General features: G+C 58.2%; 25 protein-coding genes. 19 read left to right on the top strand and 6 right to left on the bottom strand.

Annotated features, from left to right (window positions below):
• Window positions 1-154: 154 nt before the first annotated feature.
• Entirely contained in the window at window positions 155-388 is a 234-nt protein-coding gene (locus tag BKP54_RS27875) for a hypothetical protein (RefSeq protein ID WP_057206315.1), read from the bottom strand.
• A gap of 2 nt (window positions 389-390) precedes the next feature.
• On the bottom strand, window positions 391-606 hold the full coding sequence (locus tag BKP54_RS35450; protein WP_128090507.1) for a hypothetical protein: 216 nt from the start codon (window positions 604-606) through the stop codon (window positions 391-393).
• 149 nt (window positions 607-755) lie between these two features.
• Here BKP54_RS35450 and BKP54_RS27870 point away from each other — a divergent pair, with 149 nt between their 5' ends.
• The 3 genes from BKP54_RS27870 to BKP54_RS35445 all read left to right on the top strand — a co-directional run bounded on the left by BKP54_RS27870 (window position 756) and on the right by BKP54_RS35445 (window position 3,303).
• Window positions 756-1,484 carry a response regulator transcription factor gene (locus BKP54_RS27870; protein WP_084815212.1) on the top strand — a complete coding sequence of 243 codons (729 nt, stop codon included), beginning with the start codon at window positions 756-758 and terminating at the stop codon, window positions 1,482-1,484.
• A gap of 177 nt (window positions 1,485-1,661) precedes the next feature.
• On the top strand, window positions 1,662-2,945 hold the full coding sequence (locus BKP54_RS27865; RefSeq protein WP_084815211.1) for an aminotransferase class I/II-fold pyridoxal phosphate-dependent enzyme: 1,284 nt from the start codon (window positions 1,662-1,664) through the stop codon (window positions 2,943-2,945).
• Complete coding sequence (locus BKP54_RS35445) at window positions 2,926-3,303, top strand: hypothetical protein (RefSeq protein WP_128090506.1); 378 nt, start codon at window positions 2,926-2,928, stop codon at window positions 3,301-3,303. The genes BKP54_RS27865 and BKP54_RS35445 overlap by 20 nt, the downstream gene beginning before the upstream one ends.
• A gap of 102 nt (window positions 3,304-3,405) precedes the next feature.
• Here the strand turns inward: BKP54_RS35445 and BKP54_RS27855 are convergent, their stop codons facing one another.
• Window positions 3,406-3,759, bottom strand: coding sequence for a MarR family transcriptional regulator (locus BKP54_RS27855; RefSeq protein WP_057206320.1), 354 nt, complete (start codon window positions 3,757-3,759; stop codon window positions 3,406-3,408).
• Between the two features lie 711 nt (window positions 3,760-4,470).
• Here BKP54_RS27855 and BKP54_RS27845 point away from each other — a divergent pair.
• The 15 genes from BKP54_RS27845 (at window position 4,471) to BKP54_RS36150 (ending at window position 16,172) form a co-directional block, all read left to right on the top strand.
• Window positions 4,471-5,061: a type IV secretion system protein VirB1 gene (locus BKP54_RS27845; RefSeq protein WP_348626769.1), complete on the top strand. Its 591-nt coding sequence runs from the start codon at window positions 4,471-4,473 to the stop codon at window positions 5,059-5,061.
• A gap of 12 nt (window positions 5,062-5,073) precedes the next feature.
• Complete coding sequence (locus BKP54_RS27840; RefSeq protein ID WP_057206323.1) at window positions 5,074-5,370, top strand: TrbC/VirB2 family protein; 297 nt, start codon at window positions 5,074-5,076, stop codon at window positions 5,368-5,370.
• Between the two features lie 5 nt (window positions 5,371-5,375).
• On the top strand, window positions 5,376-5,702 hold the full coding sequence (locus BKP54_RS27835; RefSeq protein WP_057224327.1) for a type IV secretion system protein VirB3: 327 nt from the start codon (window positions 5,376-5,378) through the stop codon (window positions 5,700-5,702).
• Between the two features lie 3 nt (window positions 5,703-5,705).
• Complete coding sequence (locus BKP54_RS27830) at window positions 5,706-8,072, top strand: VirB4 family type IV secretion system protein (protein ID WP_057224238.1); 2,367 nt, start codon at window positions 5,706-5,708, stop codon at window positions 8,070-8,072.
• The gene (gene virB5, locus BKP54_RS27825; RefSeq protein WP_082523513.1) at window positions 8,072-8,764 is read left to right on the top strand and encodes a P-type DNA transfer protein VirB5; all 693 of its coding nucleotides are present in this window, start codon (window positions 8,072-8,074) and stop codon (window positions 8,762-8,764) included. The genes BKP54_RS27830 and virB5 overlap by 1 nt, the downstream gene beginning before the upstream one ends.
• Window positions 8,765-8,906: 142 nt before the next feature.
• The gene (locus tag BKP54_RS27820; RefSeq protein WP_084815208.1) at window positions 8,907-9,839 is read left to right on the top strand and encodes a type IV secretion system protein; all 933 of its coding nucleotides are present in this window, start codon (window positions 8,907-8,909) and stop codon (window positions 9,837-9,839) included.
• A 134-nt stretch (window positions 9,840-9,973) separates the two neighbouring features.
• On the top strand, window positions 9,974-10,171 hold the full coding sequence (locus BKP54_RS27815) for a hypothetical protein (RefSeq protein WP_347369219.1): 198 nt from the start codon (window positions 9,974-9,976) through the stop codon (window positions 10,169-10,171).
• Window positions 10,168-10,839, top strand: coding sequence for a virB8 family protein (locus tag BKP54_RS27810; protein ID WP_057206329.1), 672 nt, complete (start codon window positions 10,168-10,170; stop codon window positions 10,837-10,839). Before BKP54_RS27815 ends, BKP54_RS27810 begins: the two co-directional genes overlap by 4 nt.
• Before the next feature lie 5 nt (window positions 10,840-10,844).
• Window positions 10,845-11,717, top strand: a complete 873-nt coding sequence (gene virB9, locus BKP54_RS27805) for a P-type conjugative transfer protein VirB9 (RefSeq protein WP_084815255.1) — start codon at window positions 10,845-10,847, stop codon at window positions 11,715-11,717.
• Window positions 11,714-12,886 (top strand): type IV secretion system protein VirB10, encoded by a 1,173-nt coding sequence (virB10, locus tag BKP54_RS27800; protein ID WP_084815207.1) that lies wholly within the window; start codon window positions 11,714-11,716, stop codon window positions 12,884-12,886. The genes virB9 and virB10 overlap by 4 nt, the downstream gene beginning before the upstream one ends.
• Before the next feature lie 10 nt (window positions 12,887-12,896).
• Entirely contained in the window at window positions 12,897-13,892 is a 996-nt protein-coding gene (gene virB11 / locus BKP54_RS27795; RefSeq protein WP_057224245.1) for a P-type DNA transfer ATPase VirB11, read from the top strand.
• A gap of 310 nt (window positions 13,893-14,202) precedes the next feature.
• On the top strand, window positions 14,203-14,412 hold the full coding sequence (locus tag BKP54_RS27790; protein WP_057206335.1) for a dodecin: 210 nt from the start codon (window positions 14,203-14,205) through the stop codon (window positions 14,410-14,412).
• A gap of 521 nt (window positions 14,413-14,933) precedes the next feature.
• Window positions 14,934-15,257: a DUF736 family protein gene (locus tag BKP54_RS27785; RefSeq protein WP_057215297.1), complete on the top strand. Its 324-nt coding sequence runs from the start codon at window positions 14,934-14,936 to the stop codon at window positions 15,255-15,257.
• Between the two features lie 65 nt (window positions 15,258-15,322).
• A complete protein-coding gene (locus BKP54_RS27780) occupies window positions 15,323-15,673 on the top strand; it encodes a DUF2958 domain-containing protein (protein ID WP_198956882.1) in 351 nt (116 codons plus the stop codon).
• Window positions 15,674-16,025: 352 nt separating this feature from the next.
• Window positions 16,026-16,172 (top strand): hypothetical protein, encoded by a 147-nt coding sequence (locus BKP54_RS36150; protein ID WP_164474906.1) that lies wholly within the window; start codon window positions 16,026-16,028, stop codon window positions 16,170-16,172.
• A gap of 71 nt (window positions 16,173-16,243) precedes the next feature.
• On the opposite strand, the gene traG is transcribed toward BKP54_RS36150, so the two are convergent.
• Genes traG through BKP54_RS27760 form a run of 3 tightly spaced genes read right to left on the bottom strand, consistent with a single transcriptional unit; the run spans window position 16,244 to window position 18,667 of the window.
• A complete protein-coding gene (gene traG, locus BKP54_RS27770) occupies window positions 16,244-18,166 on the bottom strand; it encodes a Ti-type conjugative transfer system protein TraG (RefSeq protein ID WP_084815205.1) in 1,923 nt (640 codons plus the stop codon).
• Window positions 18,167-18,180: 14 nt separating this feature from the next.
• Window positions 18,181-18,393, bottom strand: a complete 213-nt coding sequence (locus BKP54_RS27765; protein ID WP_057206342.1) for a conjugal transfer protein TraD — start codon at window positions 18,391-18,393, stop codon at window positions 18,181-18,183.
• A gap of 49 nt (window positions 18,394-18,442) precedes the next feature.
• The gene (locus tag BKP54_RS27760; RefSeq protein ID WP_057206344.1) at window positions 18,443-18,667 is read right to left on the bottom strand and encodes a TraC family protein; all 225 of its coding nucleotides are present in this window, start codon (window positions 18,665-18,667) and stop codon (window positions 18,443-18,445) included.
• Window positions 18,668-18,857: 190 nt separating this feature from the next.
• Between BKP54_RS27760 and traA the strand changes: the two genes are divergently transcribed.
• A complete protein-coding gene (gene traA / locus BKP54_RS27755) occupies window positions 18,858-23,459 on the top strand; it encodes a Ti-type conjugative transfer relaxase TraA (RefSeq protein WP_084815204.1) in 4,602 nt (1,533 codons plus the stop codon).
• Window positions 23,460-23,581 lie beyond the last annotated feature (122 nt).

Genomic DNA, 23,581 nt, shown 5'->3' with positions numbered 1-23,581 from the left:
TGGGGAAGTGAGTGGCCACGCCTTCGGTTTCCTGCCGAAGGACACACGATCCTCCGCCACAACCGTCTCACTGAAGCCGGTGGCAGCCTAGGGCGGCATTCGTCTAATAGCGCTGTGCCTCCCTGCACCATCCAGCGAGCACTCTCCACTCACACTAAGTCGTCTTGCGATCTTTCAGCGTTGAAAATACTCCAAACCAGAATTTGTAGTCATCACTACGCGCCTCAGTCCAGGCGTCCAGTGCGCAATAGGCGGCGGCTGTCGCGGCCTGCGGCCCATAAAGATCGATTGCGGCGGTGACCGCCTCCTCGGCTCTGAAATTTTTCCAGATGCCGTCCTTACCGGCCGTATCGCTGATGCCGGACGATTTAACGAGAATTTTGGACAAGCTCAATCTCCCTGCTGTCCGGCAGGTGATGTTGATGTTGCCGGACGTTGGAACTCCGTATCCGTGAGCCACAGAAGCCGCTTGGCGGTTCTTATCGTGTCGTCCCTGGCAACATTATTCGACAACGAACGCTTGTCCTCGTCGGCTATCGATAGCCCTAAGATAGCGGCAAAGCTCGGGCTTTGGCAATCTTTTGTTGCATCAATGATTGCGAACATTATTGCAAAATCCAAACATATAGCGAAATACACAGTACAATTTGAGGGGTGCAGCGAGTTGGTGGATTCTGATAGTAAGTTAGTTTGTGACATCAAAAGCATGAGGCAACGATGAAACGCCAGCGAAGAACAGCCGCGGAGGCTGCGCAATGAAACCTCTGATCCTTATTTGCCCGCGCAACGTGGACATCTACCTCCTGCTCACGCACATCCTGAACGTCGATGGCTTCCGAACCGTGCTGGCCAGTGAAGAAGAGGTCGTCGAGAAAGCAGCGGCGATGAAGCCGGAGGTGATTATCCTGGATACAGGCACAGACGCGGCATCGACTTTAAGGACAGCCGCGGCGATCAGATCCAACGAGATCACTGCCGCAATCCCAACAATAGCCCTCGTTGCAGCCGGCGAGGAGCGGCATTATCTGGATCTCTTGAAGGCCGGCGTAGATGAAAACTTCGTTCGGCCCGTGTTGCCCATCAGGCTATTGAATTATCTTCATTCTCTTTCAAATATCGCCGCACGGCCGGCGGCAACAGAACCGCCGTTGACGGACACGCTGGCGGATACATTGGCATTTGGAGGATTGAAAGTTCGGGTGGGGCGGCGGCTGGTGATATATGAAGGGCGCGAGCTGCAACTCGGACCAATCGAGTTCAAGTTGTTGAGCCGGCTTCTCGAGGCTCCCGGCAACGTCTTCTCCCGCCAACAATTGATCGAGGTCGCCTGGCCGCCAAACCTCTATGTTCAGTCGCGCACCGTCGATGTGCACATCGGCCACCTGCGTCGTTCGCTGCGACGCCTGACCGGCGGCAATCTCATCCGCACAGTCAGGGCGTCAGGCTACGTCGTGGAACTCAAGCCGTCTATGGGCGAAGGTTGATTTAGTAATACTGTCTGTCTTGAATTTAGTATCTTATAATTCAGTGAAATGTGAGTTATTATTTAAGCTACTCTTTTTGTATTTTGCAGAAGATTCAAAAATATTTGCGCAATGCTTCGTTGAATAGGATCGTTACAACAGCCAGTCTCCACTCAATTCATGTTCTGGAGGCACGAAATGTCGATAAACACCAAAACCGGTCCGAACGGCGCAAGTAGGAGCCTTCGCCGGAATACCGATAGTCTCATCCGCCATTCGCGAAGCCACTTCGATGCTGCGCATTTCCATGGGCTCATGGCGCTCTATGCGCGCCCTTCAGTCGGTCGGGCTGTCGTTCTACCGCATGAAGGCGAGCGCCGTGTCGTTGATTTCGTGCGCTGCTCCTATCTGGGGCTCGATAATCATCCGAAGATTATCGATGGCGCAATCGAAGCGCTGATCAATTACGGCGCCTTGCATTGGTCTTGCGCGCGAACCCGCCTCAATTTCGCGATCATCGGCGAACTCGAGATGGCCCTGTCAGAGTTGTTCAATGCGCACGTGATTGCGTTCAGCACTGTACTGGCCGCAAACATGAGTGCACTTCCGTTGATCGCTTCCGGTCACCTGACAGGTGGCGCCAAGCCCGTAATGGTTTTTGACCGCCTCGCCCATGCGACGCTTGCCTATCACAAGGGAACGCTCGCTGGTGAAACCAAGGTCGAAACGATTGAGCACAATGACATCGAGGCGCTCGAGGCACTTTGTAAAAAATATCCTGCAGTTGCCTACATTTGCGACGGCGTCTATTCCATGGGAGGTTGTGTCAAGCTCGAACAACTGCGCCAGTTGCAAGACCGTTACGGCTTGTTCCTCTATGTCGATGACGCCCACGGCATCTCCATCTTCGGAGGTAACGGCGAAGGCTATGCCCGGTCGCAGATTGACGGTTCGCTCGGTGACCGCACGATTATTGCAGCATCTCTGGGCAAGGGTTTTGGCGCCTCAGGCGGGTTGCTGATGCTCGGCAACGACCATCAGGAGCAGCTTTTTCGAAGGTTCGGGGTTGCTCATGCATTTTCTGCGTCTTTGAATGTAGCGGCGATCGGCGCCGCACTCGCATCCCAAGCCTTGCATCGCACGCCGGAACTCCAAAATCTCCAGCTCGGGCTGCAGTCACGCATTGCTCTTTTTGACTGCCTCGTTCCAACCCAGCAGCGCGGCTCCTCTCTGCCGATACGAACAGTCGAGATCGGTGACGAATTAAGAGCAATCGCGGCGGCGAGAACTTTGCTGAATAGAGGATTCTACACATCGGCAATTTTCTTTCCGACCGTTCAAAAAGGCCGCGCCGGATTGCGCATATGTCCGACAGCGGGACACAGCGAGGATGATATCAAGGCAATCGGCGAAGCGATCGTAGCCGTCCTCGAAGAGTTCGAGCAAGCGGGGGTGGGAGCAAATGCTGACTTCCAACGCTAAATTCGGCTTACCCACGACCGCCAGTGAGCTGTGCATTGAGGTTCCAGGCGCCGCATATGTCGTCAGACGCCTGGCAGAACGTCCGGCACTTGGCCAACTGCTCCAGACGGACGAAGGCGATCTCATTAAATTTGTCGCTGGTGGGAGGATCACAATGTGGGCGCGCGGCAAACGATTGTTTCTGTTTGTGGAGGCAAGTGACCTCCTCACGCGTATCGCGATCGAAGACGTTCTGGCCGTGGAGCTTAGTTCCATCCACCCGACGCTTCCGACCTTGCTGCTGTGGCATGCCGCCAAGTTCGATCGCCTGCAATTTCCGCACCATCGTGAACAAGGGCGACCTTCAATTCCAGTGTAGCGACATGCGCGAAACATGGGCTTTCTCACGCCAGTGAGGCCGCCGCTTCCGCCTCAACCCAATGGAGTGAACCGGCTATGATCACTAAAAGTCTATTGGCGCTCAAGGCGAGCTGGCCTGTTTCAGTCTTGCAAAGAGCGTATCCGATATCTCGAATTCGCGGGCCTTGCCCCGTCCGAGCGCGTTCTTCGCCCAGCCTTCCCTCAAAAGGCCGCGGGCAACCAGCTGGTCGATCGGTTCTGCCGCTCCGCCCCGCGTCAATCCTGTCTTTTCCGTGATGTTTGTCAGCGTCAGCGGGATGTTGGCCAGGTGCAAGGTATAAAGCAGGCTCAGCATTCCCAGCTGCTTGAGGCGAGCCTGCGGGGTCTCTCCCTCTACCGGATTGTCCATGATCTCGCTCATTGCGAGCGACGAAAACGTAATGCTCTGCCAGCGGGCGTCAAATGACGTTGGCATGGATTTAACTGTCATTTTTGTGACACGCAGGCGATCTGACAAATCGCTCCCCCAAGGTCTCACTAGTTGCTCCGCGAGGTTTTCGCATGGTTTTCAGCATCTCTAAGATCGTCCTGTCCGGCTCTTTGTCGATTGCAATATATGCCGTGTGCGAGACTAAATCCTATGCGGATAATTGGGCATGTGAAGTCCTTCTTTGCCTGTCGAACCCTGGCGGCCCAACCGAGTTTGCGGAATGCCGGCCGTCAATCCACAAGCTTTGGAAACATTTGGCGAAGGGGCGGTCCTTCCCCGTCTGTAGCGGTATCGGTTTTCGCGCGTCTCGTCCGGGGTATGAGCCCTATTACTGCGAAGCTGGGTATCGGCTGAGCCAGCGCAGCGGGGACCGCGGCCGCGAAGCGACATGCATTTCGTTGCGGCCGGTCCCAACAGGCAACGACAGTTGTACTAGGCGGTGGCTGGACGGGCGACAGGCGGGTCAATGGGAATGGGCACAAGGACGACGCGTCTGCGTAGCGTACCGGCTGAAACCGCCGCATGTGCGCCAACACCCCCGCTTCGTCGACCTAACGATTGATGGGGTGGCGCCCCAACGTGTGTGGTTTTGATCCGATGCCCGTCCTATTCGTCGAATTGGCTGAGACCTGCGCACCGACGATCTCAAGCGAGATCCTCGCGGCTGTCGTCAGCATTGAAAGCGGCCTTGCGCCGTTGGCGATCCGTATCAACAGTGATCATCCGCTCGGCGCTCCGCCGCGCAATATCATCCAAGCCGCCGATATTGCGACCGGGCTCATTGCCGAGGGCCATAGCGTGGATCTCGGGCTCGGGGGCATAAGCCCGTCTGACCTTGCGAGCATGGGAATGAGCATCGTCGATGGCTTTGACCCGTGCGAGAACCTCAAGGCCACGGCGCACCTTCTGACGCAATACCGGATCGCTGCGGACCGCGCGGGGTTCGAAGGCACAGAGCTCGAAGCCGTCACGCTGCGCGCCTACTTCGGTCGAGGCGATGCAAAGATCGGTGAGATCGTCGGATACGACCGCCGTGTCGAAAAAGAAAAGGAGCGGTTGAAGCCACGCCTGTCCGAGCTGGAACTGGAAGATGTCACGCGGCAGGCACGGTCGCCGCACGGAGCGATCGGCGACGGCGACATTGACCCAATGCCGAATGAAGGCGTCCCGCTCGGCGAAGCCGCAAAGGCACAAGAGGTTCAGCCGTTGCCCCGCGGCGGTCAGGATGACTGGGATGTATTCGCTTCGAAAGCGGGCTCTTCGGTTGTCGTTTTTTCCAAACAATAAAGGGAGTTTCGAATGGCCTTACGATCGCATCTAAAGCCTGTTGCTGCGTCGATATTGATCACCGCAGCGACGACCTTGGCGATGATGGAACCAGCCTTCGCCCAGGCCGCTGGCATTGAAAACGTGCTTCAGAACATCGTCGATATGCTGACCGGCAATATCGCGCGCCTGCTCGCGGTCATCGCCATCATAGTCATCTGCATCTCCTGGATGTTCGGTTACATGGATCTGCGCAAGGCAGGATTTTGGATCATCGGTATCGGCGGCATCTTCGGCGCCACCGAACTGGTCAACACGATCGTCGGATGATGCTCATGTCGCGCGCTGCTGCTGTTGAGGAAGACACGCTATTACTTGCTTGCACGCGTCCCATCATGGTTGCCGGGGTGACGATGGAGGCGATGGCGATCAACGTGATGCTGACGACGATCCTGTTCATCGTCGCCGGCTCGATTGTCTATGCCCTGGTTGGCGTGGTTCTCCATCTCGCTTTCAAAGCACTCGTCAAGCACGACCATAATATGTTTCGCGTCCTCGTTGCCTGCATTGAAACGCGAGGCAGGGCGCGCAACACGATTCTGTGGGGAGGCTCGACTGTCACTCCCTTGCGCCTTGATCATGTTTTGGCCGGGAGGATCTAGACCTTGACTAGTCTTGCTAAGTTCAAAGCCCGCGAACTGGAACCGGAAACCTTTATTCCCTACGTCCGTCATATCGATGAGACCGTCATTGGCCTCGACTCTCGCGCTTTGATGTCGGTCATCGCCCTTGAAGGCATCGCTTTTGAAACAGCTGATCCCCTCGATATCAATGCGTTTCACCGCGATCTCAACACGCTTTATCGCAACATCGCCGATGAGCGGTTGGCGCTATGGGCACATGTCATCCGTCGCCGCGACAATGACTATCCGCACGGCATTTATGCCAATGCCTTCTCCGCCAGCCTCAATCAAAAATACCGCGACAGGATGGTTGGCGAGGATCTCTTTCGCAACGATCTCTATCTGACGCTGGTGTGGCATCCGGCCCGCCATCCTGCCCGCAAGATTGCAACGTTGCTGACCAGGCTAAAGACCGCACGGGCCACTGGCTTCGAACTTGATCGCCAGGCCCTCAAACATCTGGTCGACGTGACGACTGACGTCTCAGCCGGCTTGGCGCGCTTCGCGCCACGCATTTTATCGATCTATGAGCGCGACGGCATTGTCTTTTCCGAGCCGAGTGAGGTGCTCCATCAACTGGTCGGCGGCAGGCGAGAACCGATCCCGCTTACACAAGGGCGCATTTCTTCAGCGATTTACTCCGACCGGGTCATCGTTGGCCGGGAAACCGCCGAGATACGACATGAAGCCGCGAGCCGTTTCGCCGGCATGTTCGGGTTCAAGGAGTACCCGGCGCGCACCCGCACTGGCATGCTTGATGACCTGCTCACGGCACCGTTCGAGCTCATCCTCACTCAGTCATTCGCCTTTGTCAGCAAGGCCGACGCCAAGGTGATAATGGGGCGCAAGCAGAACCAGATGGTCAGCGCTGGCGACAGGGCAAGTTCACAACTGCACGAGCTTGCAGACGCCCTCGACGATCTGGAATCAAACCGGTTCGCCCTGGGCGAACATCATCTGACGCTCGCAGTCTTTGCGCCATCGGTGACCGAGCTCAATGACAATCTGGCAAAGTCGCGCGCGCACCTCACCAATGGGGGTGCAGTCGTTGCCCGTGAGGATCTCGGGCTCGAAGCAGCTTGGTGGGCGCAGCTTCCGGGCAATTTTCGCTATCGGGCCCGCTCTGGCGCAATCACGTCCAAAAATTTCGCCGCTCTTTCGCCCTTCCATTCCTATCCCCGCGGTCAGGAGCACGGTAACGAATGGGGCCCCGCCGTCGCTCTCCTGAAAACCGCGTCCGGATCGCCGTTCTATTTCAACTTCCACCATGGTGATCTCGGCAATACTTTCGTCTGCGGCCCGACAGGATCGGGCAAAACCGTCGTCGTCAATTTCATGCTCTCCCAGTTGCAGAAGCATGATCCGCATATTGTCTTCTTCGATAAGGACCGCGGCGCCGATCTGTTCGTGCGCGCCGCAGGCGGGATTTATCTGCCGCTGCGAAATGGTGCGCCAACCGGATGCGCACCACTTAAGGGTCTTGAGCTCACGCCGCAGAACAAGGTCTTTCTGTCCCAATGGATCGCGAAGCTTGTCGGCTCGAAGGCGCGTGAGCTTTCCGTTACCGAAGTCCGCGATATTGCCGGCGCCATCGAGGGAATTGCTGACCTTTCGCGCGATGAGCGCACCATAGGGGCGCTGCGTGCTTTCCTTGACAACACCGATCCCGAGGGCATAGCGGCGCGCCTGCGTCGCTGGGAAAAAGGTGGGCCGCTTGGCTGGGTGTTCGACAATGAGGCCGACGACATAGGCATCGGCGCGAAGTTCCTCGGCTATGACATGACGCATTTTCTCGACAATGAGGAAATCCGCACGCCACTGATGGCCTATCTGTTTTATCGGGTCGAGCAGTTGATCGACGGTCGCCGGATCATCATCGTCGTCGACGAATTCTGGAAGGCGCTTGCCGACGAGGCCTTCCGCGATCTTGCCCAAAACAAGCTGAAGACAATCCGCAAGCAGAACGGATTGATGCTGTTTGCCACGCAAAGCCCACGCGACGCTATCGGTTCACCGATTGCACATACGATCATCGAACAATGCCCGACACAGCTATTCATGCCGAATGCGCGTGGAAGTCATGCCGATTATGTCGATGGTTTCAAGCTGACGGAGCGTGAGTTCGAACTGATATCGTGTGCACTCTCCAACGATGCGAGGCGGTTTATCGTCAAGCAGGGCCACAACAGTGTTGTCGCCGAACTCAATCTCGCAGGCTTCGACGATGAACTCGCCGTGTTGTCCGGCCGCACCGCCAATGTCGAACTGGGGGATCGTATCCGTGCGGACGTAGGAGACGATCCGTCCGCCTGGTTGCCGCTGTTCCAGCAAATGAGGAGTAAAAGCTGATGATCAGGAAGATGACAGCGATGATCGCTGCAGCCGCAGTGCTTTATGCAACAGGGACCTCAGGGCAGGGGATCCCGGTTGTCGATAACGCTGCAATCGCCAAACACATAGAGAGCATTGCCCAGTTGACCAAGCAACTGGATACGATGAAGGCGCAGCTTGATCAGGCGCAGCAGCTTTACGGCTCCCTGAACAAGCTGACCGATATGGCTGATATCGCAACCATCTTGAACGATCCGGCGATCCGCAACGCACTACCCGACGATTTCTCAGCCGTCCAAGGGCTGCTGAAGGGCTCAGGCGCCGGCGCCTTTGGCGATTCCGCCACGAGGTTCCTCGATGACAACAGCATCTATAAAACCAGCGCCAACGATTTCTACGCCTCAGAACTTGCTCGTATGCAGAACCGCAACGCCGGTCAGATGAGCCTCGGGCAGCAGATCTATGACGCGGCAACCAAGCGCATCGATGGCATCGACGAGTTGCGCAAACGGATTGCCGCGGCCGGAGACGCCAAGGACATAGCAGACCTTCAGGCCCGGCTGCTTGCCGAAACCGCCTTTCTCGAGACGGACACCCTGCGCATGCAGGCACTGCAGATGATCCAGCAAGCGCAGGTTCAGGTTGATCTGCAACGCCAGGCCGAAGACTGGCGCAAACGGATGGACGCAATGGGAGCCGCACTCAAATGACAACGTCGATGCCGACCCGTCTGCTGTTGCCCGCCGCCTGCTTGCACGGTGAGGTTCTCACCGAATTGAACCGCTTGGCCGAGGCGGTCCGTGGCAAGGCTCGGCTCGAGCGAACGAACAAGGCGTTTGGGGGCTAAGGCGGATGTACCAGGTCTTTGCTTTCCTCGACAATCAATTCAAGGCTCCACTTGAGAGTTTCATTTCTTCCGGAACATCCAACATCAGCACGTGGGTGGCGGGGCCGTTGACGGCGGCCCTCGTGCTCTATGTCGTCCTCTATGGCTATCTGGTTCTCAGAGGGTCCATCGAAACGCCTGTGCTGGAGTTTGCCTACCGCGCGATCAAGCTCGGCATTTTGGTGATGCTCGTGCGCGATGCTGCCGACTATCGGGCGTTTGTAACTGATCTATTCTTCACCAGTCTGCCGCAGGAAATCTCCACGGCGCTCAACACCGGCACCGTACCGAGTGCGTCGACATTTGATGCACTGCTCGACAAGGGGCAGGCGTCGGCCAACCAAATCTGGAACAGAAGCTCTTGGCCGCTCGACATCGCGACCGCGTTCGGTGGCCTCTTGATGGTCGTCATTACATTCGTCGTCGCTGCAATCGGTTATATCGTCTCCCTCTATGCCCGCGTCGCACTCGCCATCATTCTGGCACTCGGTCCCATTTTCATTGCACTGGCGATGTTTCAGAGCACGCGGCGCTTCACCGAAGCCTGGATCGGCCAACTGGTTAATTTCGTTATCTTACAGATCCTGGTCGTTGCGGTCGGCTCGCTGCTGATCACGACGCTCGACACGTCGTTCACCACCGTCGAAGCCTACGAGGACGTCTTGATGCGGCCGATAGCGATCGGAGCCATTGGGATCGCAAGCCTCTATGTCTTTTATCAGCTCCCCGGTATCGCAGCATCCCTTGCTGCCGGTGGTGCGTCGCTGACCTATGGCTACTCTGCGGCACGCGATGCGCATGAGAGTACGCTCACCTCCGGAGCAGTCGCTGTCCAGCGCATCGCGCGACGCGGTATGCACGCCGCCGTTCGCCGCTTGTCGGCACACGACACGTCGTGACCTGCCGATGCTCTTCCAGCAAGGTGCCTTAACGGCGCTGCGACCCCTTTACGGATGAACAAAGGACACCGGTCGATATGCCGCGAACTGTCTTCTGCCTCCTATTGTTGGCCCTGGTCAGCGGATGCAACACGATGACGTCTCATCTCCCGAAATGCGACGGATACGCCAAACGTCCGCTCAACCGTTCAATGTGGCAATGGGAGGGCGGCAAACAGCGTTCCGCAAAACCGCTCGGTTACCTGCGTGAACAGCCTGTTCCCGCGGCCTTCGAGGAGTTTGACGAACGCGCGTCCTATCGCAAATGCGCCGAGGCGCTGGGGCGCCAATGATCACCCCGGATGGTTTGAAGGCCTATTTCGACAGGGCGCGCCGTTTCGATCAGGATCGCTTGATAAGCGTCGAACGTTCGGCACGAATTGCCTGGACTATTGCGATTGTTGCAAGTTTCGTTGCCTGCGCCGCCGTCTTTGCCGTCGCTGCGCTCGCGCCATTAAAGACGGCCGTGCCATTCGTCGTGCGTGTCGACAATTCGACCGGTATTGTCGACGTGGTATCGGCCCTGACCTCGGGGGCTGGAAGCTACGACGAAGCGGTGACGAAGTATTTTGCTGCGCGCTATGTCAGGGCGCGCGAAGGCTATGTTTGGTCGGAGGCCAAGGAGAATTTCGAGACCGTCTCACTCCTGTCGGCGCAACCCGAGCAGATGCGCTTTGCCACCCTTTACCGCGGCAGCAATCCCCACTCCCCACAAAATGTTTACGGGCGCGGTTCGACGGTGAAAGTCACGATCAAGTCGATCTCCCTGATCAACGCAAACGTCGTGTCGGTGCGCTTTCTCAGCACCATCACCCGGGCAGACGATGTGCGCACAACTCATTGGGTGGCGACGCTCACTTATTCCTATGTCAATGCCCCGGTCTCCTCGACCGACCGGCTGGTCAATCCGCTTGGCTTCGTCGTCAGTGATTATCGGGCAGATCCGGAGGCGATCAATTGAAGACAATTTCATTGCCAGTCTTTGCCGCCCTTGTCGCCGTCACAACGGTGTTTCATCCAGCCTTGGCCCTCGATATTCCGAGCGGCGCCGGGCAGGACAACCGTGTTCGTTTCGTCAACTACCAGCCGTACAACATCACCCGCATCGTCGGCACGCTGCGCTCGTCGGTTCAGGTGGAGTTTGCGCCCAATGAGGAGATCGCGCATGTGGCGCTTGGCAATTCGGTAGCCTGGGAGGTGGCGCCAGCCGGCAATATTCTGTTCCTAAAACCGCGCGAAAACCAGCCGATCACCAACATCTCCATTGTCACGACAAGACGAGATGGCTCAAAGCGCAGTTACCAGATGGAGCTGACAGTGCGCGACGGCTCCGTTGCTGCCGGACAAGATACCTATTTCTATGTGAAGTACCGCTATCCCACTGACGAGGCGCAGCGCCGGCGCCTGGAAGCGCAGGCCCGTGGCCAAGCGGAGAAAGCCGATGCTGCAAATGACGTTTTGGCGCTCCATGAGCAATATGGCCCGCGCAACTGGCAATATTCGGTGCAAGGATCTGCCGCGATCGAACCGCAGGCCGTTTACGACAACGGCAAGCTTACAACTTTTGTCTTCGGCGACAATCGGGAGATCCCGGCAATCTACCTTGAGAGCTCCGACGGAACCGAAAGTCTCGTCTCAAAATCCATCTCCGGTGGTCTCGTGCTCGTTCATGCCATCAGCCGCAAGTTCATCCTGCGTCGTGGAACGGATGTGATCTGCGTCTTCAACGAGGGCCACCCTCTTGGCGCTGACAACCCCGGGACACATACGACCTCTCCATCGGTGGAGAGGGTCGTCAAGGCAGCAGATGAGGACACAGCCCAAAGAGACGCACAATGACAGACGATGTTCCAACGACGATACCCGGCGAACGCGGACATGCCCAGCTTCCCCAAGGGTTCGACAGCAACCCGGCTCTCAGACGCGGCGCCGTTGTCGCAGCTATCCTCGCCTTCATCGGCTTCGGGCTGTGGTCGATGCGTTCGCAGACCCTTGACCCGAATGCCGAGCGTGAGGAGCGGGTGGTCATCCGGCAAGCGACGGACTTCGAGCCGGCAAAAGAGGAGCCAAAGACGGTGGAGCCATTGCCCGAAGTCAAATTGCCAACGCCGGTTGTCGCCGAAGCGCCCACCGAACCCGAAAAGGACGAGCTTCTGGAATCTGCCCGGCGAGCGCCCGTCATGGCCTTCAACGCAGGCCAAGGGATCGATCGCCGTTCCGAATACACGCAAACACCGCCGGATCAAGCTTCGACCTATCTGCCCATTAATGGCGCGCTTGGCGGCGAGGGAGGCGAGAACGAAGATCAGCGTTTCGACCGCATGCTGAAACCGACACGGCTCGAAGGTTCGCGCGCCGGACATCTCGGCAACCGGAACTATATCGTCGCGATGGGGACTTCGATCCCGTGCGTGCTCGAAACGGCGCTGTCTTCTGACCAGCCTGGCTTCGCGAGCTGTGTCATCAATCGCGACGTATTTTCGGATAACGGCCGCGTGGTGCTGATGGAGAAGGGCACACAAGTTGTCGGCGAATACCGCGGCGGTCTGCGGCGCGGCCAGAAGCGGCTCTTCGTCCTCTGGAACCGTGCGAAAACGCCAACCGGTGTCATCATTGCGCTTGCTTCACCCGCAACCGATGCGCTCGGTCGCACCGGTTTTGACGGGCATGTCGACAGTCATTGGTGGGAGCGCTTTGGCAGTGCTTTGCTCCTGTCGATCGTTGGTGATGTGGCGAGCTTTGGGGGAAGGCAATTACAAGATCAGGACGTCGACGTGGAGGGTACGACGAGCGCCGGCAGGCAAGCGGCAGCGATCGCCGTCGAGCAATCGATCAATATTGTCCCGACGCTATACAAGCGCCAGGGCGAGCTCGTGTCGATTTTCGTGGCGCGTGATCTCGATTTTTCCCGGATCTACGAATTGCGGGTGACCGAACCACGTAGCACTGTTCTCGAACGTTCTGTTCTCGGCGACTTCAGCAAACGCGCGCGCGTGGTAACGAAATGAGGATCAGCGCGTGACGGGTACGTGCGACGCGCCTGTCGTGCGCCAGCTTCTCCAGCCGATCGCCGGGTTGCTGCAAAACCCCACACTCTATGAGGTGGTCATCAACCGGCCGGGCGAAGTCCTGGCCGAAGGGTCCGCTGGCTGGTCGCGCTTTGACGTTGCGGAACTGACCTTCGACAGATTGATGCGTCTTGCCCGCGCGGTTGCCAGTCATTCGCATCAGGCGATCGACGAGGCGAGGCCGATCCTTTCAGCAACTCTTCCGGACGACGAGCGCATTCAGATTGTTATCCCGCCGGCGACAACAAAAGGCACGGTGAGCATCACCATTCGCAAACCCTCATCGGTGTCCTTGTCGTTAGGCGGCCTCGACGCAGCAGGACTATTTACCGTGACCGCCGCGGCGGGTGATCGAGCCGACTGTCCGGACAGAAGGCTGTCTAAGCTTTACGAAGCCGGAAACTATGCGGCGTTCCTGGAGCAATCGGTTGTCGCCCGGAAGAACATCATTATTTCCGGGGCGACCGGCTCGGGTAAAACCACGCTGTCGAAGGCGCTGATCCAGCACATTCCGACGTTCGAGCGCATTATCACAATCGAGGATACAGCCGAGCTGGTCATTCCGCAACCAAACCACGTTCGACTGTTCTATTCGAAGGGTGAACAGGGCCTTGCGAAAATCGGTCCCAAGGAACTGCTGGAGTCAAGCCTGCGGATGCGTCCCGATCGTGTCCTGCTGCAGGAACTGCGCGACGGCACGGCTTTCTACTACATCCGAAATATCAACTCCGGACATCCAGGGTCCATCACCACTGTGCACGCTGACTCGGCGGCCCTCGCGTTTGAGCAGCTGACCCTCCTCGTTAAGGAATCCGACGGCGGGCAGGATCTCGCCCGCGACGATATCCGCAACCTCTTGAAGATGATGGTCGATGTGGTCATTCAATGCAAACGGGTGGAGGGCAAGTTCCGGGTGACAGAGATATGGCTAAGTCGCTCGGCATAGTGTCCTCCGCCACAGCGCCCCGGGGTGCTATCATCCGTCTCACCAAGCCCCTCATGACGAGGGGCGCCGCAAGTCCTCTAAGGATTGCGCGGCCCGATTGATCTCCGGCTCGCGGTGGCCTTTGCCTCTGACATTGTTTGACAGCAACGCGGTATTGCCGGATCGTTGGGTTCGCTGTGCATGCAAGCAGTCCCTTGGCGCAGCGTTGTCGGTGTGACGATGCCCGCTCTATTGAGCAGCAACCCCGTCGAGCGGTGCCCTCGAGCCCTTTTGAAGCCAAGCGTAGCCTGAACCTATACGGGAGGATAACGTGAGCGACCATGTCTACAAGAAGGTGGAACTTATCGGTAGTTCGAAAGTCTCGGTGACCGAGGCAATCGAGACGGCGATTATGCGGGCCTCTAAAACAATGAGAAATCTCGAATGGTTCGAGGTGGATCAAATCCGGGGACAGATCAAGGATGGGGCGGTGGCGTGCTATCAGGTGGTTGTGAAGGTCGGATTTCGGATCGACGATTGACACGCTAGGCCATTTATCTGTGCCGACGTACAAGCTGTCTCCGCTTGTCGATCGGGTATTCGTGGAGGCCGCGGCTACCGTTACGGCATACCGGCGAACTATACCTCTCGGTCAAACCGGACAGCATCCGAGATCCGCATGATCTTCGGCAGCTCGCGGACCTTCGCGGATCCTGCGAGCCAGTCCGTCGGCTGTCTCGGTTAATGACGAACGCGCAGCGGCCTCCCAACCCTGCACTATTTGCGGGCGATAGCGTTGCTCATGAGGTTCCAGCCCCATGAGACCCGCGCTGCCGGTTTTTGAACGCCCGTGTGCGATGGCGCGCACGAACCACGCGTCTCCTCGATCGCTCGCGTCGGAAACCATTCCCGTTCTCGATGTCGCCTTTCTAAGGGACCGGCCGCGTCCAGCGTCAACCCGCAAGGGGTTTCCCTCCGCTTCGCTGCGGTGACACTTGCGGCTCGGCCCCTTCTTCGGGCGCCATCGGGAATGGTTCCCGAGCAACCGAAGGAGACAGCACCATGGCCACCACGATCGCAACCCTTACCGAAAAGACCGACGGCACCCTCGAAGGTCTCTTCGCCACCATTAAGGTCAACGCCCCGATCGCCCTCATCCCGAATGGGCAGAAGACAAGCGAAGGCGCCCCTGACTATCGCATCATCCACCGCCGCACCGGCTTCGAGATCGGCGCCGGCTGGTACCGGAACTCGCAGCGCACCGGCGAGGAATACCTCTCGGTCAAGCTCGAAGCGCCCGAGATCGGCGTGATTTTCGGCAATGTCGCACCGGCACCGGGCGGCGAGGCGAACCGCAAGGTCATCCTGTGGAATGATCCAGCCTGAGCGTCGCATACGCCGGCCCCGCGGTGATCGCGGGGCCGCTCCGTCCAACCCCTTCATCTTGGAGAATACCAATGCGCCTCATCACCGAGGAAATCCGCGCGGCCCTCATCACCAACGGTCGACGCTTCCAACGCGATCCAGACTTCGATCCGCTTCCGCTCGTCAAACTGTTTACGCCCGACGCGGCCGCCACATGGTTGATCGCTGCTGCCGAACCGGAGGACCCCGATCTGCTCTTCGGGCTCTGCGACCTCGGCGTCGGGTTTCCCGAACTCGGTTCCGTTCTTCTCTCGGAGATCCAATCCGTTCGCGGCCGCCTTGGCCTGCGCGTCGAAAGGGACCTCACCTTTAAAGCGGACCGGCCAATTTCGGCCTATGCCAAAGTCGCTACTGCAGCCAGCCGGATCGTCGCCTAGCTGAGTATATAGCCAGGAGGGGCCGTAGTCGGCAGGCTACGGTCCCGGTTTGTTTGTCGTCATTGGCGAAATGCAACTCGTGGCGCTCTAACCGGATCTTGTCAGAAGCGAGGTCAGCCAGGTGCCTGCACATTCTGGGTGGCATACCCAACCCACCCTGTCTGCTCAGAAGTGTCAGGATGCCATGAGGGGCCGGAACGCTTCAAGGCCGCGCGGCCCCTCCAATTTTGCCGCAAGCGGCAAAATCGGCTCCTCCGCGCGCCGGCTCCGCCGGTCGCGTGACGCGAGCCTTGACCCCTTCCGACCCCTCATGACCGACGGCGTCATCTTTCACAAATTCAAGGAGATGACGATGACGATCGAACAGCACATCGAGGAACTGCGCGCTGAATTGCAGTATTGCCCGGACGCCGAGGAGCGCCACCAGATCGAAGCCGAACTGGAAGCGGCACGGCAGGAACTCGTCCGTCGCAACACCGATGACCCGCCTCCAGAATAGAGGCCGTGCGTCATCTTGCTTCGACCGCAATCTTTTGGACGTATCGCCGAGCGGTGACAGGATGTGATCGCTTAGGTCGCCGGTGCCTTGACGAACCGGTTGGGTTCGACCGCCGCATTCATGTCTTTTCTCCGGAAATAAATCGCCCGTCCGCAACGCAACGGACTGTGACCCTGGACAATGATGATCTGCTCGTCCTTGCGCATCGACTGGATGATTTCGTGCGGCATAATCAGCGGTCTGCGCTGAAGGCTGACACTCTCTGACCGCCTTGAAGCTTTGTCAGAGCTGCTCCCGCCGATATTGCGGGACCGGCCCTCGACCTCAACGGTCATTTCGCCACATTGAGCGGAAACGTTCCGGGCCGTGTCGAGCGCCTTGATTGCCGCATAGGATGCAAAGGCGCATCCATCGATCCATGAGGTCGCGCCATCACGGCCGAAGTGCTTTTCGAGCTGGCCGACCGATTGATACATCAACATCAGCGTGATGCCGTATTTCCGGCCGTAGTCGCGGGCATCCTCGAGCACGCGCATGAAGCCGAGCAGATCAATCTCATCGAGCATGAAGAGTGCGCGGCGGTCGAAGGCCCCGTCGGCCTGGATCATGGCATTGATCAGTGAACCGACGATGACGCGGGCAATGCCCGGATAGCTGCGCAGGATCGAGGCGGGAATGTTCAGGAAAACGTCGATCGCGCCCTTGACGATATCACCCGATTTGAATGCCGTCCCGCAGACGAGCGCGGCATAGTCGTCGAGCGATAGCCATTGTGTATCCTTCGACGCGGTAGAATAGACGCCACTGAAAGTCTGTTCCGTCATATTGGTGAAGACGCCCAGCGTCTCGCGGACAAAGGCCGATTGCGATGTTTCCTGAATGTCGCGCAACATCGCCAGGACTGACGGTTCGGGCTCGGAAACAATCTGGCGCAGACTGCGAAGATCGCGACGACCGGCATAGTCCGCAGAGAGCATGACGTGCGCCAGCAAACCTGTCAGAAGATTGTGCGCCTGGTTCTGAAAGTATGACCCCGTCGATGTTTCGATCCGAGAGCTTTCCGACAAAAGCATGTGAGCAACCGCGACGATGTCCTCTTCCTTGGATTTCGAGGTTTCGATCCAGTCGAGGACGTTGAAGCCCCAAGCGGGATTGGATGGGCCAAGTACGATGCAGTTTCGTTTGAGCTTCGTTCGCCGATGGGCAACAACCATCGGCGCTACTTCGGTCGAGGGATCGAGGCAGATCAGTGGTCCGGTATAGCGCAACGCTGTCGGAATAACATTGCTCGTGGTCTTGTATCCGCCTGAACCAGCGAAAAACAGCATATGAGTGGAATCGAAATCTTGCCTATAGGTGAGCAGCGGTGCCTTGCCGCCTTTCCCCCAGGTTGACCGGTCGTCAGGCCGAAAGGGGACACGGTGGATCGTCTCGAGATCGACCCGGTAGCGCTCGCCAATGACGATTTCGCCATCCGCCGGAAACTGAGTGGCGGCGGCAGACATAGACAGCCAATCGGCATCGCCGAAGGTGCCCCGCCGGGCTCGTTTGACCGTTCCACCGATGATTATGGACATACGGGCGGTGAGCGCCACGATGGCAAAGCCGCCGATTGCGCCTGCGGCTGCGTAGAGATCGAGATAGGAAAACGCCCCTGCCCAGGTGACCACTCCAGACTGAACGAAGGGAGACAGGCGGGCGTGTTCCCGCACAGCGTAAAATCCGCCAATGCAGAGAAACGTGATGACACTGACAAGCGCGATCGGTCTGCGCCGGTGCAGAGGCAAGATTGCCACAGTAATGAGCCCCGAAATCGGTCCAGAGAAAAGATTGGGAATCGGGGGCGCACGCATGAACCAATAGGCATACTCGGGCGCAACCATAGTCGCCATCGTCGGCCACTTGTAAGCTGTGATAAGCAAAGCCGCGAGGCTCACTGCTATTGGCACGAGTGCCAGCAGGACCATCGGGCTGAGTCGTCGTTTCGCCGCCATCCCGCACTCTCTGTTTATAGTTTGATCAGTGCGCGGGCCTCCGCCCGAAAGGCCTTCGCACCGAGGGCGCATAGCCGATCATGCTCCACCGCCCCGACTGGAACCCGGCTCGCCTCGATCAGCGCTCCGAGCAGAAACGCCCGATCGGCGTTCCTTAAGCCTGCCTTGATGACCAATCCGCCGAGGATGACTTTCTCGTGGGTATCGCGCTTGCGCTCTTGCGTCATTCTGTGCTGCCGCTTCCGTTCGAGAAATACAATCCGCTGGTCAAGCCGCCTAAGCGGATGGACCAGCGGCGCCCCGGACCCTTTCGCGAAATCGTGTGACGATCTCTGCGAAAATGGCGTCGAGCTCGCTGTCGGGAATATCGAGTTCGGCGAGACCGGCTTTCTGCGCCATCCGGGCGAAACGCTCGTTGGCTTTAAACAGCAGGTTTTTGCGTTTCGCCCGCAGTGCTTCGATTTGAGCATCGATTTCCGAAATGGTTGTTTTTGAGCGCACTTTTCGTCCTTCCTCTGTCTGCGATGAGACGCGATTATACTGTCTTAAAGATCGTAGTCAAATCGTCGGAAATGAGGTATTGGAAAATGAAACTCCGAGCCAAAGATGAATCATGAAGTGCTACTAAGTAGGCGGATGGCGCAATATACGTCGCAGTTGCGACGCGCTTGGGAGGGGAGCTTGACCTGAATTGGCTATCATGTTTGTGAGGGCTCAGGTGATCAGCCGGAGTGCCGGACGCAGTATCATCTCTGCAGCTGCCTATCGTCATCGCACCAAGATGATGGACGAACAGATCGGCAAGGAATTCCGCTACTATGGCGATGCTGCGGAACTGGCGCATGAAGAACTTGCTTTGCCCGCCGAGACACCCGCATGGCTGAAGGCGGCCATAGATGGGCGGACGATCGCTGGTGCCAGTAAAGTGCTTTGGAACGCGGTCGACCGTTTCGAGACGCGCTGCGATGCGCAGCTTGCCCGCGAGATCATTCTCGCGCTTCCGGTGGAATTAAACCGCAAGGAGAACATCGAACTTGTGCGCGACTTCGTGCGGGAAAACCTCACGTCGCGGGGAATGGTCGCCGATTGGGTTTATCACGACAAGGACGGCAATCCGCATGTTCATATTATGGCAACGCTGCGCCCTTTGGCCGAGGAGGGGTTCGGGCCGAAGAAAGTCGCGATCGTCGGTGAAGACGGCCAACCGGTACGCGTCAAAACGCCCGACCGACCTGAGGGGAAAATCGTTTATCGGCTGTGGGCAGGCGACAAGGAAGCGATGAAGGAGTGGAAGGTTGCCTGGGCGGAAACGGCAAGCCGCCATCTGGCGCTTGCCGGTCATGACTTCCGCCTTGATGGTCGTTCCTACGATGAACAAGGACTTCGCGGACTGGAGCAACGGCATTTCGGTCCGGATCGTGCTGCGCTTGTTCGTAAAGGCGTCGAACCCTATTCTTCACCGACTGCATTGGCCAAGCGCTATGAGATTGCCGACCGGCTCACGGATGATCCGACCTTGTTGCTCAAGCAACTCGCCATCGAGCGATCGACCTTTAACGAGAGGGATATCGCCCGCGCGCTACATCGTTATATCGACGATCCGATCGTCTTTGCCAATATACGCGCCAGACTGATGGCATCGGACGATCTGGTGATGCTGCAGCCGCAACGGCTAAACAGTGAAACCTGCAAAGTAGAGTGTCCGGCGGTGTTCACGACGCGCGCTCTGGTCCGAACCGAATATGAAATGGCACGCTTGGCAATTAAGTTGTCGAAGATGAAAGGCTTCGGTGTCTCTAAGTCCCGCGTTGACGCTGCCGTTACATCAATTGAATCTGAAATGTCTGCCGGTGGTGTTCGGCTCGCAACAGAGCAAATCGATGCCGTCCGGCATGTTACCGCCGGTGGCGCAATTGCCGCGGTCGTCGGTGTGGCCGGCGCCGGTAAATCGACATTGTTGAGTGCCGCCCGTACTGTTTGGGAAAATGAGGGGCGGCGTGTCGTCGGTGCGGCACTGGCCGGCAAGGCTGCTGAGGGATTGGAGGAAAGTTCCGGTATTCTCGCCCGCACCATCGCCTCCTGGGAACGTGCCTGGGAGCGAGGTAACGATCTTCTCGGAAAAGGGGATGTGCTGGTCGTAGACGAGGCCGGAATGGTGTCGTCCCAACAAATGGGGCGTTTGTTGAAGCGTATCGAGGTCGCGGGCGCAAAGGCGGTGCTCATTGGTGATCCGATGCAGCTTCAGCCGATTCAGGCCGGTGCGGCTTTTCGAGCGATTGTCGAGCGCATCAACTCTGTAGAGCTGGCCGGTGTCCGGCGGCAGAAAGAGGAATGGGCGCGTACGGCCTCCAAGCAATTTGCCCGCGGCGATGTGAAAGCGGCGCTTGCCGCTTATGGCGAACGCGGGCATATCGTTAGCGCCGAGACCCGTCAGGCTGCCATCGAGCGCATCGTCGTAGACTGGACAGCTGCACATCGCGAATTGGTAGCGAACGCCAGGGCGGAAGGTCGCAAACTTCGTGGCGACGAACTGACTGTACTTGCGCATACCAATGACGACGTGAAGGTGTTGAACCGTTCTATTCGCAATGTGCTTTCGACGGATGGACTGTTGTCGGACAGCCGGCCGTTCCTGACCGAGCGCGGTATGCGGGAGTTCGCGGTTGGTGATCGGATCATCTTTCTCGAAAATGCCCGGTTCGTCGCGCCGCATGCCAAGAACCTTACTGTTCAGCACGTGAAGAACGGCATGCTCGGGACGGTTTGCTCGACGGCAGCCGGAAGCGGGACGGCGCTGCTCACGGTGCGGCTCGACAATGGACGCGATGTCGTTTTTGCCGAGGATACCTATCGCAATGTCGATCATGGCTACGCCGCGACCATCCACAAAAGTCAGGGTTCGACTTTTCATCGCGCCTTCGTGCTGGCGACCGGCATGATGGACCAGCATCTGACGTATGTCGCGATGACCCGCCACCGCGATCGCGTCGATCTTTATGTTGCTGCGGAGGATTTCCAGCGGAGGCGGGAACGCGACAGAGCGCCGCGTGCCGACTACACCGACGGGGTTAGCGGCGAGCTTGTCGAAACAGGAATTGCGACGTTTCGACCGCGCGACGATGTAGGTCCAAGTCCCTATGCCGATCTTCGTATTGAAGATGGAATGACTCATCGTCTGTGGGGCGTCAGTCTGCCGAAGGCGCTGAAGAATGGCGGGGTGCATGTCGGCGACACCGTAATGCTTCGAAAGGATGGAACAGAGAAGGTCACGGTCAAGGTTCCAGTCAACGATGAAGACACTGGCAAAAGACGCTTCGAAGAGCGTGTTGTCGAGCGCAACATCTGGAGAGCGGGTCTGATCGAAAAAGCAGAGGACCGACAACGACGGATTGCCAAGGAAAACCGTTTGCCGGACTTATTTCCGCAGCTGGTTATACGGCTCTCGCGTTCGGGCGGAAAAACGACCACGCTCGATTACGTGACGGAGGATGCATACCGATCACTGGCAGAGGACTTCGCGAAGCGTCGCGGAATTGAGGTAGTGTCTGGCTGGAGTCTTGTTGAGAAGGCGGATCGTACGCTGAGCTGGCTTTCCGATCAGCGTGGTCGAGTGGTTAGACTATGGCAACGCGCCAACTCCGCGCTTGATATTGCGGCTGAGCATGCCGAAGGCATTGAGGCAAGCAGCAGTGCAGCCAGGCGGCAGGTTCCTAAGGTCAGTGCGGATGAGAATCCAGAATTACTCCCGGCAACGATTTCGTTCTCGCGGACACTCGAGGAAGATGCTCGACTTGCGCACCTCGCATCACCTGCCTGGGCGGAGCAGGAAGCGATCATCATGCCTTTGCTCAAGCGGATTTACCGCGATCCGGCGGCCGCGCTTGCGGGGTTGAACGAACAATCCTCGAATACCGCCAAGGATCCGCAGCTGATCGCAGACCGGCTTATTCGATTCCCGAAAGCACTCGGGAAACTGCGTGGCGGCGCTAACCTTGTCGACGGTCAAGCGGCCAGGAAGGAGAGGGCGGCGACCTTGTCAGCTGTGCCAGAGCTCGCGCTTTTGGCGCGAGCTCTGGCGACGGAGTTTCGTAGCCAAGAAGAGCGCTTCCTCAACCGCGAGCGAATGCGCAGATCGCATATGAGCTTCGTTGTTCCGGCACTTTCCAAAAATGCAAGAGCGCGGCTTTTGGAGATCGAAACGGCCTGGGAGAAAGGGGGAGATGAGGCTTATCGATCCGCTTTCCGGATCGCCACGGAGGATCGCTCAGTAGTGCAGGAGGTCAAGGCCATCGACGATGCCCTGACCCGTCGGTTCGGATGGCTTGCGTTTTCCGACAAGGCAGATGGCTTCGCTAAGCGCGATACGGCGATGCGTTTTCCGGAAAGCATGGTGGAGGAAAGGCAGGCCGAACTGACTGTGCTGTTTTCGGTCGTTAGACGGTTTGCGGCGGAGCAGCGCATGATAGAAAAACACGAGCCCGCTCAACTCATCGCACCGGCAGCATTTGCTCCGCAGTATTCGGTCGCGCGCTTGCCAATGTTGCCAGCTGTAACCGAATTCAAGGTCAGTGTGGAGGATGAGGCGCGGCTCAGGGCGGTGGAGGCCCAGCATTACAGGCAGGAGAGAGCGGCACTCGGGCGAGACGCAGTTCGGATCTGGCGCGATCCGGCCACCGCGGTTGCGACGATCGAGAGCCTTGTAACAATGAAGATCGACCCCGAACGCATTGTGCATGCCATTGTCGCTGATCCCGCCGCCTATGGCGCCTTGCGTGGCTCGGACAGGGTGTTGGAGAGGCTCCTGGCAGCAGGACGAGAGCGTCGGGAAGCAATACAGTATGTCAATATCGCTGCCGCCTCCATTCGCGCCATGGGATGCTCCTACGCCGCCGCCTACGAGGCGGAGCTGTTGGCGGTCAAGAATGAACGAAACCGCATGAGTGTCGCTATACCAGGGTTGACCAAAGAAGCTGAGAGTGAGCTCCGTCGTTTAACGGAACAGACGGCGAAGAATGCGAAGCATCTCGCGGGGAAGGTTCGGGCGCTTAATCCGGAGATCCGTGCGGAGTTCGCGACTGTCCGCAAGGCGCTCGATGCACGTTTCGGACCGGGAGCACTCACCCGCGGCGACAGACATGCGATTAAAATGGTGCCGAAGTCGCAATGGGCGGCGTTTGAGGCGATGCGCCATCGTATCCGCGGGCTTCTGCCCGCCACCGGCGCCTACGAAGCAGAGGAGGCAAGCGTCGAGAGCCAGCGCCGCGCGATCAACCAGGCACGAAGCCCGCGCTAGACTAAATGTTCGCCTTGGGACCGGGTGACCCGTCTCACAATATGCAGGTATCGAGGGTTGCGTGAGTTATCCTCGCACAGAGCCTCATGCATAGGAGACGGGCCGTGGCAGACACTATCACA

Origin of the sequence: Ensifer sp. 1H6 (assembly GCF_001976035.1) — a bacterium.
Taxonomy (GTDB): Bacteria; Pseudomonadota; Alphaproteobacteria; order Rhizobiales; family Rhizobiaceae; genus Ensifer; species Ensifer canadensis.
This window is presented reverse-complemented; position numbering and strand designations above follow the sequence as displayed.